The organism is Halobacillus salinarum (assembly GCF_022919095.1).
GTDB lineage: Bacteria > Bacillota > Bacilli > Bacillales > Halobacillaceae > Halobacillus_B > Halobacillus_B salinarum.
On the sequence record NZ_CP095073.1, the window covers coordinates 673,276 to 688,135 of the forward strand.

Consider the following 14,860-nt stretch of genomic DNA (forward strand, 5'->3'; position numbering starts at 1 on the left):
CCTCCAAAAAATTACCGACGTTTTACCCATGTAAATCCATAGAGTGGGAGTTTGATTGTTTTCTCTGCCACTTGATCATTGACAAGGTCCTGTCCATTAAAAGGCAGGGGAACAGTCACTTCTTTCCGTGAAGTATTGACAGCGAAAAACAATTCTTCCCCCGTCTTGTTATTCTTTCGAATCAATGAAAATACACGGTCGTCTAATTCTACGATTTCCTGTTCAGCATAAGGGGAAAAGGCACTCTCATTCTGACGTAAGAGGATCAATTGTTTCAAGCGGGTAAATATTTCTGCTCGTCGTCCATTCTTATGAAGTTCTGCCTTCAGTTGGGAATATTCCAGTTTTTCACGATTGATTCTCCTTGGTATGCCGGATTCCTTGTACCCTTGAACGTCGTTAGTAGAACCAAGTAAAGAATGATAGTAGATGGCAGGTACTCCGATAACTGAAAAAAGAATAGAGTGAGCAGCAATGGTTTTCCTAATTTCATCCTCAAGAGTCACATCTTCCTCGTTATTTACTAAAGCTTGAGAATAATTGATGTTTAACTCATAGACAGACTGTGAACCATCAGGATTACTTTTGTATGACACTTCTCCGCCGTTGGCTTTCACTTGATCGACAAGCTGCTGTTTTTCTTCGTCATTTAAGATCCCTTCAGTAGGGCGCATTCCTATCCCGTCATGGCTGGCAAGGAAATTGAAGAAGGTGGCTTCAGAAGACACCTTGTCTATTGATTTCGCCCATTTTGTCAATTTTCCTGCATTATGGTTGATGAAACTAAACAAGACTAATGGCGGCAGCGTAAACTGATAAACCATGTTGGCTTCATTGAAGCCGTTGCCAAAGTAACTGATATTTTCTTTGTGCGGCACGTTTGTTTCTGTAATGAGTTGAGTATTCGGCTGAAAAGCATTGATAATCGTGTGCCAAAGCTGAATGATGGAATGAGCTTCGGGCAGATGAATGCAAGTAGTTCCTGATTCCTTCCAAATAAATCCGATCGCATCAAGGCGGATGCTTGTTGCTCCTTGATGGGCATATTCCAGCAGAATATCTGTCATTTCTGCTAAGGCAGGAACGTGCTTAAAGTTTATATCGACTTGGTCTTTACTGAAGGTCGTCCAAGCTGTTTTTGTCCCCCATCTTCTTCATATTCATGAAACAAGGGAGACGTGCGCGGACGTACAACTCGGCTGGCGTCAAAATGATCCTCTTTTGGGATGAAAAAGTGTTTGTACTTAGAATCGTTGGCTAAATAGCGTTGAAACCATTCACTTTCCTGAGAGATGTGGTTCGCTACAAAATCAAACATCAGCCGGTAATCCTCTGAAAAGGAACGGATATGGCTCCAATCTCCTAATTTAGGATGGATCGTACGATAATCAGAAACAGAAAATCCGTCATCTGATGTAAAAGGAAACATAGGAAGCAGATGGACATCGGTAATCGCGTTTCCAACCTCTTCGGATAAAAATTTGTGAAGAGTTGGTAGCGTCGGAGTGTTTTGTTCGTAAATGCTGTCACCATAAGCAATTAAATACACGTTTTTTTCAGTTAATACAGCGGGATGCTGCCAATCTTTTTCGGACCACTTATCGACGAGCTGGCTGAACAACTCCACATCTTTTTCTTCCACGCGGCCATAAATATCAGTTAAATGTCGCCTGATCTTCTCCATTAATGGTTCGTTCATTTTCCATTCTCCTCTTCAAAATGAATACAGATCGTTTGGTAACCTTTGCTAAGAATTGGTGCTGCGTCTTTTTCTGTCTTTTCTTCCGCCAAGTTTACGGTATCGAACGACAAGGGTTGTTCTGTGGAAAGCTTTAAGTCTACCGGGCTGGATGTTGGATTAAATACGCGCATGATTCCGGATGGTTTTTCATGGGCTCTTTTCACAGTACTCACAAAAACATCTTTATTTTCAATTGCCAGCAGAGAATATTCTAAGGGCAGGGAGCTCAGCGGCTGAGGAATCTCGAACCGATCGAGACGTTCTTCAAAAGTATTTAAACTTTGGTGCTGATAAGTGACGTAACGCTCCAAATAACGGTCTGCCAACTCAAAGTATTCCGTTTCTGTTCCTGTATTCCCGCTGAGCGACAGCGCATATTCAAAGCTCATCGTCTCCTGCATCTGTGCGTCTGGTGTAGTGACGACTTTATTATTAATTCCTGAAGCCCTGCCAGGACGCCAGAGCAGATCATCTCGTCCGAGCAAGCCGACACTGCGATACAAAGTTAAAGCAAGCTGCCCTTCATGTTTAAGCACTTCATATTCTTTTAACCCTTTTGTAAAAGCAGCCATCGTTCCTGCTTCCCCAGAGACACCCGCGAACTGTTCAATAGTGTAAATAGGCACCGGCGCTTCTTTATAACCATTTTCCCTCCAATCCTTTAATCTAGGTTCTTCGGTCGATCGGTGAATCAAGCTGTAACCCTGGTCGCCGAACGATTCCTTTGGTTCATGAACAGGGGTTTTCAGAAGTACACGAACTCTATGATCTTTAATTTGATTGTCCAGCTTGTGTTCGACACGGACAAGTGGCTCATCTTTCCTCAGCTCGACATGTGTTTCAATGCTCAATGTCTCATGTGGACCATTATTCTTCCGGGACTCAAGGTCTGGGGGAAGTGATAAGTGATGTTTGATCACCATTTTTTCCACATGCTCTGATTTATTTACAAATTCAAGAGAAGCTTTTCCGGATAAAATAGGAAGATCTCCCGGAAGTGGAGAGTAATCATACGAATCTCCTGCATCAGCTGTATCTTCAAACTGTATAAAATCATTAACGGATAATTCAGCAGCCAATTCTTTCAGATTAAGCCTGCCATTTTCCAGGCTGATCTCAAAAAATTCATTTTGAATGGAGCTGTCTTCGGACTGTTCCAGCTGGTATGAAGGGTTAGTGTCATTCACAACTTGAAGAGTCGTGTAACCTAAAGAAGGGATTTTCACTTCAGCGAGAAGGAGTTCAGTACGGTAGTAACCAGGGATTTCTACTTCTTTATCTCCATCAGCTGTGACTACGATTTTTTTGCCGCCGCTTAAATATTCCTGCTTTGTTATGGTAAATGGAAGAGTCTCATGAGTGACTGTTTGAATCGAAAATTCTTTAGACCTCGTAAATAGTACCGTGGAAACGGAAGTCGTATGCGGCTTTGGCAAGGTATTAAAAATTAACAGAATATCCTCCATTTGCTGAGATTCGCTGACGGCAGAAGTCATTTGTTTTTTTATGACGTTCATTAAACCGTCTGCCTGGCGATTTACTTTGACGAGCCTCTTTACAATATCTTGATTCGTATCATCTGAATTACAGCCTCCAATGCTGTCATGCGCGTGGACGTCGAACAGTTCTTTCCACATAAGATCAAGCCATTCCTGCGGATAGCGCAGCCCGACAGACTGGCCGATTAGTGCCAAGGGCTCCAGCTGATTGATAATTTTGTGTTCAGCTATATGGTTTAACTTTTTAATATCGTACCGCTGGGACTTGATTGTACGGTGGATACGAGAGTTTTCTGTTGCCAATAATTCTCCTTCGATCATGTGGTCGAAGGATTGATCGTTCCATGTTTCATTCATGTACGTTTCATAATCTGATAAGACATATTCATATGTGTCGTCTTTTTCGTTCAGCTTATTAATGGTTTCCGGAAAGTGGTCTCTGACCAGCACCTGGTCTCCTCCTGCCGGAAGAAGCAGGTGGTTTGTATCACGATTGAGCTTAGCTAATTTTTCAAGCATCGGCTGAAGCCGCCCTTTGTGGAATTCCTCATCAGAACTTAGGAATTTCCCCGGTCCATACCCTAAATGAATCAGATTGGCTTGTACTTGTGCTCCATCAGGGGATCCCCAGATAAAGTTTAAATTCTCGTCAAGTTCATCCGTATAAAGCCCTCTTTGCAGGATGGCATAATCCATTCCGAACCCTTTGAAAATGGAAGGCAGATAGCGGTTTTGGCCGAAAATATCCGGCAGATAGCCGATGTTCATCGAATGTCCCAGGCGCTTGCTGCCCTTCACACCATAAAGGAGGTTACGCACGAGCGATTCTTTGTGGACCAGTAGAGAGTCCGCCTGGGTGTACCATGGTCCCACAAAAATCCTTTTCGCTTCTACGAGCTGTCTCAGCCTTTGAAATTGAAGCGGGCGGACTTTTAAATATTCCTCGACAATCGATAATTGGGCATCAAACACATATCCGTGATAGTCTTCGTTATTTTCAAGTAAATGGATGAGATGGTCCATATTTTCTGCAAGCAGAATATTTGAATCTTCGATTGTAAAATACCATTCCCTGTCCCAATGAGAATGGGGAACCACATAGACACGTTTTTTGGTCATACCAAAATCTCCCTCCTAAGGTAACAGCCAGTTCGAAGCGGACCCGAACTGGCTCATAAGCTTGTTTATATTTTGATTCGTCCTCGTTTGATCAGCGTAAATCGTATGAAAATATTCGCAAAAGCAATGAATAAAGTACCAGCGAGAAGACCGATGATATAAGCCCACAAATTTTCTACGAGCGGCCATCCCCAAAACGCAGGAAGCGGATACCACTGCACAGCTCCTAAAAGAACAGCTGTCACAGATCCAATAATTGCCCCTAAAATATTGATGGGAATCGTAATAATTGGATTTCTCAACATAAAAGGGATAGCTCCTTCACTAATGGCAATAAGTCCAAGTAAAATGGAAGTGTTCCCTGTAATACGCAGGTTTTCATCAAATACACGGCGCCCCACTACAAACCGGTCCAATACTGTAGCCAGCCCTAGTCCAATTGGCGGGATGACGATAGAGAGTACTCGCGGCGTCAGTGGGAAAATCTGATCACCGGCAAGACCTATAGCAATCGCACCAGCGGCCTTGTTGATCGGTCCGCCTAAGTCAAAGGCTGTAGCTGCTGCAATGATCGTCGATAATACGATGGCTCCTGACTCCTGTGCGGATTCAATGGTTGTGCGAAGCAGTTCGTTCAGGCCGCCAAACACTGGATCAACGATATAAAAATTTAATAAGAAAACAGATAATACACTGATGGCTGGAATGATCAGCATCGGTTTCATCGCTTGGAAATTCTTCGAAAGCTTGATTTTTTGATTTAAAAATTTGGCGATATACCCGGCTGCCAAACCGAGGATTAAAGCACCAAGGAATCCAGATGGAACACCATCTTCCACTCCCCAGAAACGATAGTGGATCCCGGCAGCAAACAAGCCTCCAATAAATCCGGATACAATCCCTACACGGTCAGCAAGGGAATAGGCAGTGAAGGCAGCGAAGATCGGGTACATAAACTGAAAAATCATAAAACCAAATTTATCTAAGTAGTGTAGAATCTTAAAGAATTCATTATCGGAAGTAGCATAGCTGATATCATTAATCTCATTAACAAGTCCAAATGGAATCGCGCCTAGTTTCGCAATTCCCATCATTAAACCGGCGGCTACGATTACGGGGATCATATAAGAAATACCAGTCATGATCGCCTGGCCCATTTCTGCCAATACGCCAGTTTTGTTTTGAGAGGGTACAGAAGACTCGTCGCTTCCATTTCCTTCTACAATACCGTCAGGATTGCTCAGCACACGCTCAATCATTTCCTCTCCATGTTCAAGTGGAGCAGCTACACGGGTTTGAATGAATGGAAGACCTTTAAAGCGTTCTTTCGCTTTAGGAGTGATATCTGTGGCAAAGATTACCGCATCGGCTTGTTTAATTCTGTCTGACGTATGCTCATCTTCCAGGCCGTTTGCGCCTTGTTTCTCGGAATAGACTTTCACGCCTAATTTACGTCCTGCTTGTTCCAATGCTTCGGCAGCCATGTAAGTATGGGCAATTCCTGCTGCACAAGCAGTGACAGCCAGCACAGTTTTTGAATCGGCTTGAATATTTTCTTCTTTCTGTTCTTTCTCATAATGATCTAAAGCATCGATAAATTGCTTAGGGTTTCGTGCTTTCATCAGACCGTTATAATACTCTTTATCCATCAGTCTCGTGCTTAACTCAGCAAGCAGGCTTAAGTGGGTCGAACCTGCCTCCCCTTCAGGAATCGCCAAAAGAAATACAAGTTCCACTTGATTATTAGGATCGATGCTTTCCCAGTCCGTAATCGGCTGTTCCAGTCTTGCTACAGCAAAGCCTGCTTTTTTTACGGCCGTTGATTTTCCGTGGGGAATCGCTAATCCTGCTTCCATGCCAGTTGCAGAAACTTTCTCTCGTTCGAGAACGGTTTCATAAAATTCCTTAGTGGAAGTCACATGGTCCTGTTCATACAGCTCTTGAGCCAGCTTCCAAATAACTTCTTCTTTAGTCGTCTCAGTAAGGTCGAACCGGATTAATTCTTGGTTCGTCATTTGTGCTAGTTTCAATTCCCTTCACCCTTTCCTGTCTGTAAGTGTTTTCATCTGCTTAATTTAGTTGTAACATAGGAATGACGCGCGCGGTTGTACAGGAAATGTACATTTGTACATACACTCGTGCTATACTCAAGCTAGATGGAGACAAAGGAGTACCTCATATGGGAAAACTGGTGGATGCATTTTCAACTTCCCTTCCGAATCTGACACATTCAGAAAAGCATGTCCTCTACTATGTGGAACAGCACCTGGAAGAATCGAAATCGATGCCATTAACGAAAATGGCAGAAGTAAATAATGTCAGCACAACAACCATTGTCCGTTTGTGCCATAAACTTGGAATGGATGGTTTTGCTGAATTTAAGTATTTTTTAAGAGGATTGGAAGGCGATGTTCTTCCTGATGATCCTAATCCCATTGAACGCTATCGTAATGATATAAATGAAAGTTTAAAGCTTTTGCATCCGAAGGACTTAGAAGCGATTGCGGCAAATGTGGAGAAAGCAGATCGTATCGTCATTCTTTCTGTAGGATTAACTAAAATGATCGGAGAATACTTAAGTAAGCGATTAATGCAGGTCAATCGGTCATCCACTTACATTTATGAATCCCATATGATTGATTTAATCAGCAATTGGATTGGGGAAAATGACCTCGTTATTTTTATTTCTTCGAGTGGAGAAACGGATACGCTGTTGAAAGCAGCAGACAAGCTTGACCATCTCAACATTTCAACAGTTGCTGTTACCAACGATCCAACAAGCACTCTTTACACCATTGCCAGACAAGCCGTAAGCGCACCGGTGAAAAAGGCATCCTATGAAGGCTATGACGTATCTGCTCGTTCTTCCCTCGTCATGCTGGCAGACCTAATCTTTGAATACTACCTAAAATATGTAACTGAAAAAGATTAAAAAAACCCATCGATTACTCGGTGGGTTTTCTTAATTTAATCAAGCTGATGCAGTTTGGAGAAAACATCCTGCATCTGCCCGGATGCTGTCTCGTAAATAGGGAAGAGCGCTCTGTACTTCGTATGATTGTCCTTAATCGGCTGGTAATAATTATCCATTGGAATAGAATTTTTAATATCTTCCAGGCTGTCCACTTCCCCGATCCCGTATAAGGCAAGCCAGGCTGCTCCCCAGGCAGAACTTTGGTGGCTTTGAGGAATATGAATCGTCTGGTTAAAGATATCAGCGAGCATTTGCACCCAAAGGGAAGATCTGGCAAAGCCTCCGCTCGCAAAGATTTTCGTGTGCTGATTGCCTAGTCTTTCAAGTGCCTTGGCGATGTGCAAAATTGAAAAGTGAACGCCCTCCATCGCAGCACGAGTCATGTGTTCTTTTTTGTGGGTAGGTGTAAGACCGATAAAAGAGCCTTTTGCCTCAGCGTTCCAGAACGGTGCTCGTTCTCCATTCAAGTATGGAAGAAACAAAAGGTTGTTGGCTCCTGGAGCCACTTTATCTGCCAATTCACTCAATTTTTCAATATCCATTTCATGACTGCCGTTCTGCCAAAGCTGCTGAAGCCAGGTAAGTACAAGACCTCCATTGTTTGAAGGACCTCCTGTAATCCATAGATCTTCAGTAAAACTGTATGAGAATATCTCCTGACTGTCGTTTAACAGCGGCTCACTTGAAAATTGGCGGATGGCACCGCTTGTACCTATAGTGATAGCGGTCTCTCCTGGCTGAATCGCCCCGATGCCGAGATTGGCAAGCGGCCCGTCGCTGGCACCGATAATAAACGGGGTCTCTGGAAGCAGACCTGATTCTAAAGCCTTTTCTCTCGATAAACCGTCTAACCTGTACGTCGGAGGTACCGGAGTAAACAACTGTGTTTGCTCGATGGAAGCAAGCTTTAATGCCTCCTCATCCCATTCGTGACTATGAATATCAAACAGTCCTGTCGCTGCCGCAATGGAAAAATCGACTACCTTTTCATTAAACCAGCGGTAGATGAGAAATTCTTTGATTGATACGAAGAAGTCAGCTTTTTCTGCTGGCTCATAGTCATGGTTGTCCATCCAGACAAGCTTAGATAAAGGGGACATCGGGTGTAATGGAGTCCCTGTTCGTAAATAAATATCACTGCGGTTTTTCTTCAAAGCAGCGGCTTCTTTAGCGCTTCTGGCATCTGCCCATATGATGGAAGGGGATAATGGTTTACCGGCTTCATCCATACATATCAAGGAGTGCATGGCTGTTGATATTCCTACGGCGGCAATCTCCTCATTCGAAACCGTGGATGAAGCAAGGCTTCCTTTTATCGCATCAAGAGCTGCGGATTCAATGACGAGCGGATCTTGTTCTGCGTACCCTACTTCTGGATGATGAAGTGGGTAGCCGACTTCATGCTCTGCTACTACATTTCCTTTTCGATCAAAAATAATGGATTTAGCACTGGTCGTGCCCAAATCTAATCCGATAACATAGGCCTTCATAATTTCCTCCTTATCTTCATACACGCTTCCTGGAAATGGCTTTCCTCATTTTCTGAATGGACGTTTGTGATTGGTTTTTTGTTTTCATGCTGTAACTGACAAACAAAGAATCGATTAACGATAGTTCTGCAATTCTCGATGTTAACGCTTCAGAGCGAAATTCGGTTTCCTGAGCGACTGTAAACAGGGAAATATCTACGAGCTTCGTCAGCGGGGACTTAGCGAAATTGGTAATTGCGATCGTCTTGGCCCCGTTTTCTCTAGCTACGTCAACCAGATCAAGTGCATCTTTGTTTGAGCCTGTATGGGAAATAATAACGGCTAGATCTTTAGGCGTCAGCTGGGAAGCGGACATTAACTGCAGGTGGTTATCTGCAAAAGCGTGAGTTGACATTCCTGTACGGATGAACTTGTGCTGAGCATCGAGGGCAACGATCCCAGAGCCACCGCTGCCATAAAAAAACACACGTTCAGCTTCAAGTAAGTAGCTCAACGCACTTTCAAGGGTATCCTGGTTTTGAATATCCCTTGAGGCTTCGAGCGCCCGTATATTAGCTTGGAAGACTTTTTCTGAGATGTCCAGTTCAGAATCATTTTCAGTAATGGTTTCATGGATATCTTTAATAGGGTTCACGGTTTCTGATGCTAAGGCGATTTTCATTGCTTGATAGCCTTTAAAACCAAGACGCTTGCAAAACCTGAAAACCGTTGCGTCCGCGACCATTAAATCGTCGGCCACTTGATTAATTGTCGAATGAACGATTTCATCTTTATTTTCCAGTATATAATCGGCAATCAATTTTTCCTTTTCACTAAATTGACTGTAAGAAGACCTTATCCGGTTAATTACGTGTTTTGTCGGAGCATCTGCCATACATTTTCCTCCTATTTACCTTTAACAAGTTATCTCTATTGTATATGAAAATAATTTCAATACAAAGCGAAAAAGAGTGAAAATTTTTTCTTGAAAACGCTTGTATTAAAAAATAATTCTTGTATAATCGGAAACATAGAAAAAATATTTCAAAGAGTTGCTGAGGCGGAAAAAGGGGGTTGAGAGATGCAAGTAGGGTTAATTGGGCTCGGGAAGATGGGATATAACCTGGGATTAAATCTTCTTGACAACGGACACAGCGTCCACGTAAATGACGTGAACATGGAACGGTCAGCCCAGATGACTGCAAAAGGAGCACATCAGGCTCAAGATTTAGAAGACCTCGTCAATCAGCTGAAAGCGCCGCGGACGATTTGGGTAATGGTCCCAGCAGGTGACATCACTGCTAAAGTTCTGGAGAAGCTTTCTCGTTTATTAGAAGCGGGAGATCGTGTCATTGATGGAGGCAATTCAAATTACAAGAATAGCCTTCAGCATGCAGAGATGTTTCAAAGAAACGGCATTTATTTCTTCGACGTAGGTACGAGTGGAGGCACGGATGGAGCGAGAAATGGAGCCTGTTACATGATCGGCGGAGATGCCGATGAATTTAAGGCCATTGAACAGCTTTTTTTTGACACAGCGGTTGAAAGCGGTTACCTCTATTCAGGTCCACCCGGCAGCGGCCATTTCTTGAAAATGGTACATAACGGCATTGAGTACGGGATGATGCAATCCATTGCAGAAGGCTATGAAATCTTGGATAAGAGTCCTTTTGAATATGATTATGAAGCGGTCTCAAAAGTATGGAACAATGGCTCAGTCATCCGTTCCTGGCTGATGGAACTGATGGAGCACGCGTTTTCCAAGGATGCGAAGCTTGCGGATATTCGGGGAGTGATGAATTCCTCCGGGGAAGGCAAGTGGACTGTTGAAACCGCGGTGGAGCTTGAATTAGCGGCCCCAGTGATCGCAATGTCACTGATGATGCGGTATCGTTCTCAGGAAGATGACACCTTCTCAGGAAAAGTAGTTGCGGCTTTAAGGAATGAATTCGGCGGCCATGCTGTCGTAAAATCTTAAATTAATAAAAAGGAGCTTTCATTCATGAAAAAAATTTTAATGCTATTATCTACAGTTTTGTTAATTGCTATGCTCGCGGCTTGCGGTAACAGTGATTCAGATGCAAGCGGAGGTTCAGATGGCGGTGACTCATCCAGCGGGGATGCAAAAGTGATCAAAGCTGGAATTGGTCTTAATGATAAGCACCCGCAATATAAAGGACTATTAAAATTTAAAGAGATCGTTGAAGAGAAAACAGATGGCAAAATCAAAGTCGAAACGTATCACAGCGGACAGCTTGGTGATGACCGTTCTATGACGGAAGCCCTGCAGCTTGGTACTCAGGAAGTAACGATTCCTTCTACAGCACCACTTGCGAACTTCGTACCAGAATTCAGTGTTTTCGATATTCCATTCTTGTTCCCGAGTGAAGAAGTAGCCGATAAGGTGCTTGACGGTAAAGTAGGTCAGGGCATTCTTAAGAAATTGGAAAGCCAGAATTTAGTAGGGCTTGCTTATTGGGAAAATGGTTTCCGTGACGTAACGAACAGCAAGCATCCAATTAAGACAATGGACGATTTCCAAGGCTTGAAACTTCGTACAATGGAAAATGACCTTCACCTTGATGCGTTTAAAAAATTAGGGGCTAACCCGACACCAATGGCATTTACCGAATTATTTACTGCCATGCAGCAAGGGACAGTGGACGGACAGGAAAATCCTTATGCTACGATTTATCTTCAGAAGTTCTATGAAGTTCAGAAATACGTTTCCAACACACACCATATTTACAGCCCATTTGTTTTCCTAATGAGCAAATCCTTCTATGATGGATTAACAGATGAGCAGCAGAAAATTGTGAAGGATGCTGCAGTAGAAGCAGGTAAATATGAGCGTAAATTGAATCGTGAAGCAAACGAAAAGTATCTAAAGAAACTTCAAGACGAAGGCATGAAATATACAGAGATTACTCCTGAAGCACGCGAAGAAATGAAGAAAGCCGTTCAGCCTGTCATTGATAAGTACAAGAGTGAAATTGGTGAAGAAACAGTAGAAAAAGTGTATAAAGCGGTTGAAGAGGCCGAAGAGTCTACGAAGTAAGAACACAAGATTTAGAGGAGGGTACGTTGCAAAGGCATGTTTGCAACGTATCGCTCTTTCTATTTAATGATTTTATTATAAGGGTCAGTTGAGGTGAAATTATGAACATCATTCGAGCCATAGATCGAAGACTGGAAGAGGTACTGCTCGTCCTTTTCTCTTCTGTAATGGTCGGGGTTATTTTTCTCCAAGTCGTGATGCGTGTCTCTGGGAATTCCTTGTCTTGGTCTGAGGAGTTAGGGAGATACTGTTTCATTTGGTTAGTGTACATAGGCATTAGCTACGGAGTGAAAAAACAGCGCCATATTAAAGTGGAAGTCGGGCTGCTTCTTTTAAAAGAAAAAGGAAAACTGGTCGTTGCAATGCTTGCAAATCTATTATTCTTAGTGTTTTGCTTTTTTGTTATGTACTACGGTTTTGATATTGCAAGCCAGCTTTTAAGTTTTGGACAGAAATCGCCAGCCCTTCACATCCCGATGGGGGCTGTGTATATGGCAACACCTATAGGATTTGGCTTGTCTGCGATCCGGCTTATCCAAAATCTTATTGCCCAATTTAAAATGCTGATTGGGAAAAAAGAAGTGGAGATCGCAGACGAACGCGAACGAATTTTGAAGCAAGAAGGGGAGGAGGATGAATCATGACAACATTAGTACTTTTTGGTTCCTTCGCCATTCTCCTGCTTTTAAGTGTTCCAATTGGGATAGCTTTAGGTCTTTCCACATTGTTTACTTTATTTTATTCAGGGGGCATTCCGCTTCCGTTCCTGATGAAGGAATTAGTAACTTCTGTTGACAGCTTTCCATTAATGGCTGTTCCGTTCTTTATCCTTGCTGGAGAAATCATGGGAAAAGGCGGTATTTCAGAACGTTTATTTAACTTCGCTAACGCATTAGTAGGGAATAAGACGGGCGGATTTGCGATGGCAACCATCGTCACTTGTATGTTCTTTGCGGCAATTTCCGGTTCAGGACCTGCAACAGTAGCTGCCATTGGCGGCATCATGATTCCTGCCATGGTAAAACAAGGCTATGATAAAAAGTTTGCTACCGCGACAGTAGCTGCCGCAGGATCAATTGGGGTTATTATCCCTCCGAGTATTCCGATGGTTATTTATGGAGTAGTCGGCGGTGCCTCAATCGGTGATATGTTCATTGCCGGCATTATCCCTGGAATCCTTGTCGGCCTTTCTCTCATGGTGTGGGCATACTTCTATTCCAAGAAGCACAACTACAAAGGGTCTGAACAAAAAACCTCTTTAGCCAACATTGGTAAAACTTTCTGGGAAGCTAAATGGGCGCTGGTTATCCCTGTTGTCATTCTTGGAGGAATCTATGGCGGAATATTTACACCGACAGAAGCAGCGGTTATTGCTGTAGTCTATGGCATGATCGCCGGGTTGTTTCTATATCGCGAACTGGCGATCAAGGATTTACCTAAGCTGCTAGCAGATGCTTCCTTAACGACGGCGACAGTATTAATCATCGTCGGTTCTGCGACAGCCTTTGGTCGGCTATTAACAATCGAACAAATTCCTACGCAAGTAGCGAATCTACTGCTGTCTATCTCTGAGAATGAAATAGTTATCATTCTATTGATTACTGTATTGCTGCTCATTGTCGGCTGTTTTATGGATACGTTGGCAGCTATTATTATTTTAACTCCAATACTGCTTCCTATTGCCGTCAATCTCGGCTACGACCCTATCCATTTTGGTATCATTATGGTCGTGAATTTAGCGATTGGGTTTATCACTCCTCCCCTTGGGGTTAATTTATTCGTTGGTTCAGGAATATCAGGATTGTCTATTGAACAACTATCAAAAGCGATCCTTCCTTATTTCTTTGCCATGTTGTTTTCACTCCTAATGATTACATTTATACCAGAGCTCTCTCTATGGCTGATCAGCTTTGCCGAATAAATGGAATGAATCCTCACCCTCCCTTATAATGAAGAAAAATCCCTTGCTTTTTTCAGCAAGGGGTTTTTGATAGAAAGGGAAAAATTCTAAGAAAGCAGGGATGCAGATGAAGTCATTAGATGTAGTAACCATAGGGGAAACGATGGTGTTGTTCAGCTCATCTGACCAACTCCCCTTAGAGTATGTCAACCAGATGCAGAAACAGATTGGTGGAGCTGAGTCCAATGTGGCAATTGCCCTTTCCCGGTTAGGATTTAAAGCAGGGTGGATCAGTAAACTGGGAGACGATCCTTTCGGCAGGTATGTGCGGAAGTTTATTAGAGGGGAAGGCGTAGATACGAGCGCCGTTACATTTACGAATCAAGCTCCGACCGCCGTATATTTTAAGGAAAAGCTATCGGCTGAAGAAGTAAACGTTTATTATTATCGTCATCAATCTGCCGCAAGTTTGCTTCATCCCGCCGACATCAATGAGAATTATTTATCTTCGGCAAAGTTTTTACACTTGACTGGTATAACTCCAGCTTTAAGCGACTCCTGTCAGGAAACGATCTTTCACGCAATCCGTCAGGCAAAAGCAAATGGTTTGAAAATTGTATTTGATCCTAATCTTCGTTTTAAGCTTTGGAAGAACAAAGACAAAGCACGAAAGACACTGATGGAAATGGCCACGCTATCTGATTACATTCTGCCGGGAATCGAAGAATCGTACTTTTTAACGGGTGAAGAAGATTATGAAAAAGCGGCACAAACACTTTTAACGAACGAAGAACAAACGATCATTACGAAGCTCGGCGCGGAAGGGGCTTTTTATTATTCTGCAAACGAGTCAGGTAAAGTGGAAGGCTTCCCTGTCAAACAGGTCGTCGATCCGATTGGTGCAGGAGATGGATTTGCCGCTGGAGTGATCAGCCGCTTACTAGAAGGCGGTTCGATAAGAGAAGCAGCTGAACGAGGAAATGCTGTCGGAGCTTTCGTTGTACAAATGAATGGTGATGTGGAAGGTGTACCTACAAGAACACAGCTTGATCAATTTATTGACTCTGAAAACACGCGCACAGATGTAGAAAGGTAAAGAG

At 43.1% G+C, this 14,860-nt stretch carries 12 protein-coding genes; 6 read left to right on the plus strand and 6 right to left on the minus strand.

All coding sequences use genetic code 11. The features are described from left to right. Positions 1-11: 11 nt before the first annotated feature. The 4 genes from MUN89_RS03640 to MUN89_RS03655 all read right to left on the minus strand — a co-directional run bounded on the left by MUN89_RS03640 (position 12) and on the right by MUN89_RS03655 (position 6,389). The gene (locus MUN89_RS03640) at positions 12-1,067 is read right to left on the minus strand and encodes a hypothetical protein (protein WP_244711499.1); all 1,056 of its coding nucleotides are present in this window, start codon (positions 1,065-1,067) and stop codon (positions 12-14) included. A gap of 29 nt (positions 1,068-1,096) precedes the next feature. Next, a complete protein-coding gene (locus MUN89_RS03645) occupies positions 1,097-1,699 on the minus strand; it encodes an alpha-amylase family glycosyl hydrolase (RefSeq protein ID WP_244711500.1) in 603 nt (200 codons plus the stop codon). Next, a complete protein-coding gene (locus tag MUN89_RS03650) occupies positions 1,696-4,359 on the minus strand; it encodes a glycoside hydrolase family 38 N-terminal domain-containing protein (protein ID WP_244711502.1) in 2,664 nt (887 codons plus the stop codon). The genes MUN89_RS03645 and MUN89_RS03650 overlap by 4 nt, the downstream gene beginning before the upstream one ends. Before the next feature lie 65 nt (positions 4,360-4,424). Further along, entirely contained in the window at positions 4,425-6,389 is a 1,965-nt protein-coding gene (locus tag MUN89_RS03655) for a fructose-specific PTS transporter subunit EIIC (protein ID WP_244711504.1), read from the minus strand. A 149-nt stretch (positions 6,390-6,538) separates the two neighbouring features. Here MUN89_RS03655 and MUN89_RS03660 point away from each other — a divergent pair, with 149 nt between their 5' ends. Further along, the gene (locus MUN89_RS03660) at positions 6,539-7,291 is read left to right on the plus strand and encodes a MurR/RpiR family transcriptional regulator (protein ID WP_244711506.1); all 753 of its coding nucleotides are present in this window, start codon (positions 6,539-6,541) and stop codon (positions 7,289-7,291) included. 35 nt (positions 7,292-7,326) lie between these two features. Here MUN89_RS03660 and MUN89_RS03665 read toward each other — a convergent pair whose 3' ends face one another. Both MUN89_RS03665 and MUN89_RS03670 read right to left on the minus strand, forming a co-directional pair. Then, the gene (locus tag MUN89_RS03665; protein WP_244711507.1) at positions 7,327-8,823 is read right to left on the minus strand and encodes a gluconokinase; all 1,497 of its coding nucleotides are present in this window, start codon (positions 8,821-8,823) and stop codon (positions 7,327-7,329) included. A 16-nt stretch (positions 8,824-8,839) separates the two neighbouring features. Next, on the minus strand, positions 8,840-9,697 hold the full coding sequence (locus MUN89_RS03670) for a MurR/RpiR family transcriptional regulator (protein WP_244711509.1): 858 nt from the start codon (positions 9,695-9,697) through the stop codon (positions 8,840-8,842). A 186-nt stretch (positions 9,698-9,883) separates the two neighbouring features. Here MUN89_RS03670 and gnd point away from each other — a divergent pair, with 186 nt between their 5' ends. From gnd to MUN89_RS03695, 5 genes are all read left to right on the plus strand, one after another. Next, positions 9,884-10,780, plus strand: coding sequence for a phosphogluconate dehydrogenase (NAD(+)-dependent, decarboxylating) (gnd, locus tag MUN89_RS03675; protein WP_244711510.1), 897 nt, complete (start codon positions 9,884-9,886; stop codon positions 10,778-10,780). A gap of 24 nt (positions 10,781-10,804) precedes the next feature. Beyond that, entirely contained in the window at positions 10,805-11,860 is a 1,056-nt protein-coding gene (locus MUN89_RS03680) for a TRAP transporter substrate-binding protein (RefSeq protein WP_244711511.1), read from the plus strand. A 101-nt stretch (positions 11,861-11,961) separates the two neighbouring features. Further along, complete coding sequence (locus MUN89_RS03685) at positions 11,962-12,504, plus strand: TRAP transporter small permease (protein ID WP_244711512.1); 543 nt, start codon at positions 11,962-11,964, stop codon at positions 12,502-12,504. Then, positions 12,501-13,781: a TRAP transporter large permease gene (locus MUN89_RS03690; protein WP_244711513.1), complete on the plus strand. Its 1,281-nt coding sequence runs from the start codon at positions 12,501-12,503 to the stop codon at positions 13,779-13,781. The genes MUN89_RS03685 and MUN89_RS03690 overlap by 4 nt, the downstream gene beginning before the upstream one ends. A 106-nt stretch (positions 13,782-13,887) precedes the next feature. Next, complete coding sequence (locus tag MUN89_RS03695) at positions 13,888-14,856, plus strand: sugar kinase (protein ID WP_244711514.1); 969 nt, start codon at positions 13,888-13,890, stop codon at positions 14,854-14,856. Positions 14,857-14,860: the final 4 nt, after the last annotated feature.

Excerpts from the sequence above, each read along its gene's own strand:
- MUN89_RS03640 (WP_244711499.1), bottom strand. The coding sequence starts at position 1,067 with ATGACAGATATTCTGCTGGAATATGCCCATCAAGGAGCAACAAGCATC.
- MUN89_RS03645 (WP_244711500.1), bottom strand. The coding sequence starts at position 1,699 with ATGAACGAACCATTAATGGAGAAGATCAGGCGACATTTAACTGATATT.
- MUN89_RS03650 (WP_244711502.1), bottom strand. The coding sequence starts at position 4,359 with ATGACCAAAAAACGTGTCTATGTGGTTCCCCATTCTCATTGGGACAGG.
- MUN89_RS03660 (WP_244711506.1), top strand. The coding sequence starts at position 6,539 with ATGGGAAAACTGGTGGATGCATTTTCAACTTCCCTTCCGAATCTGACA.
- MUN89_RS03665 (WP_244711507.1), bottom strand. The coding sequence starts at position 8,823 with ATGAAGGCCTATGTTATCGGATTAGATTTGGGCACGACCAGTGCTAAA.
- MUN89_RS03670 (WP_244711509.1), bottom strand. The coding sequence starts at position 9,697 with ATGGCAGATGCTCCGACAAAACACGTAATTAACCGGATAAGGTCTTCT.
- gnd (WP_244711510.1), top strand. The coding sequence starts at position 9,884 with ATGCAAGTAGGGTTAATTGGGCTCGGGAAGATGGGATATAACCTGGGA.
- MUN89_RS03680 (WP_244711511.1), top strand. The coding sequence starts at position 10,805 with ATGAAAAAAATTTTAATGCTATTATCTACAGTTTTGTTAATTGCTATG.
- MUN89_RS03685 (WP_244711512.1), top strand. The coding sequence starts at position 11,962 with ATGAACATCATTCGAGCCATAGATCGAAGACTGGAAGAGGTACTGCTC.
- MUN89_RS03690 (WP_244711513.1), top strand. The coding sequence starts at position 12,501 with ATGACAACATTAGTACTTTTTGGTTCCTTCGCCATTCTCCTGCTTTTA.
- MUN89_RS03695 (WP_244711514.1), top strand. The coding sequence starts at position 13,888 with ATGAAGTCATTAGATGTAGTAACCATAGGGGAAACGATGGTGTTGTTC.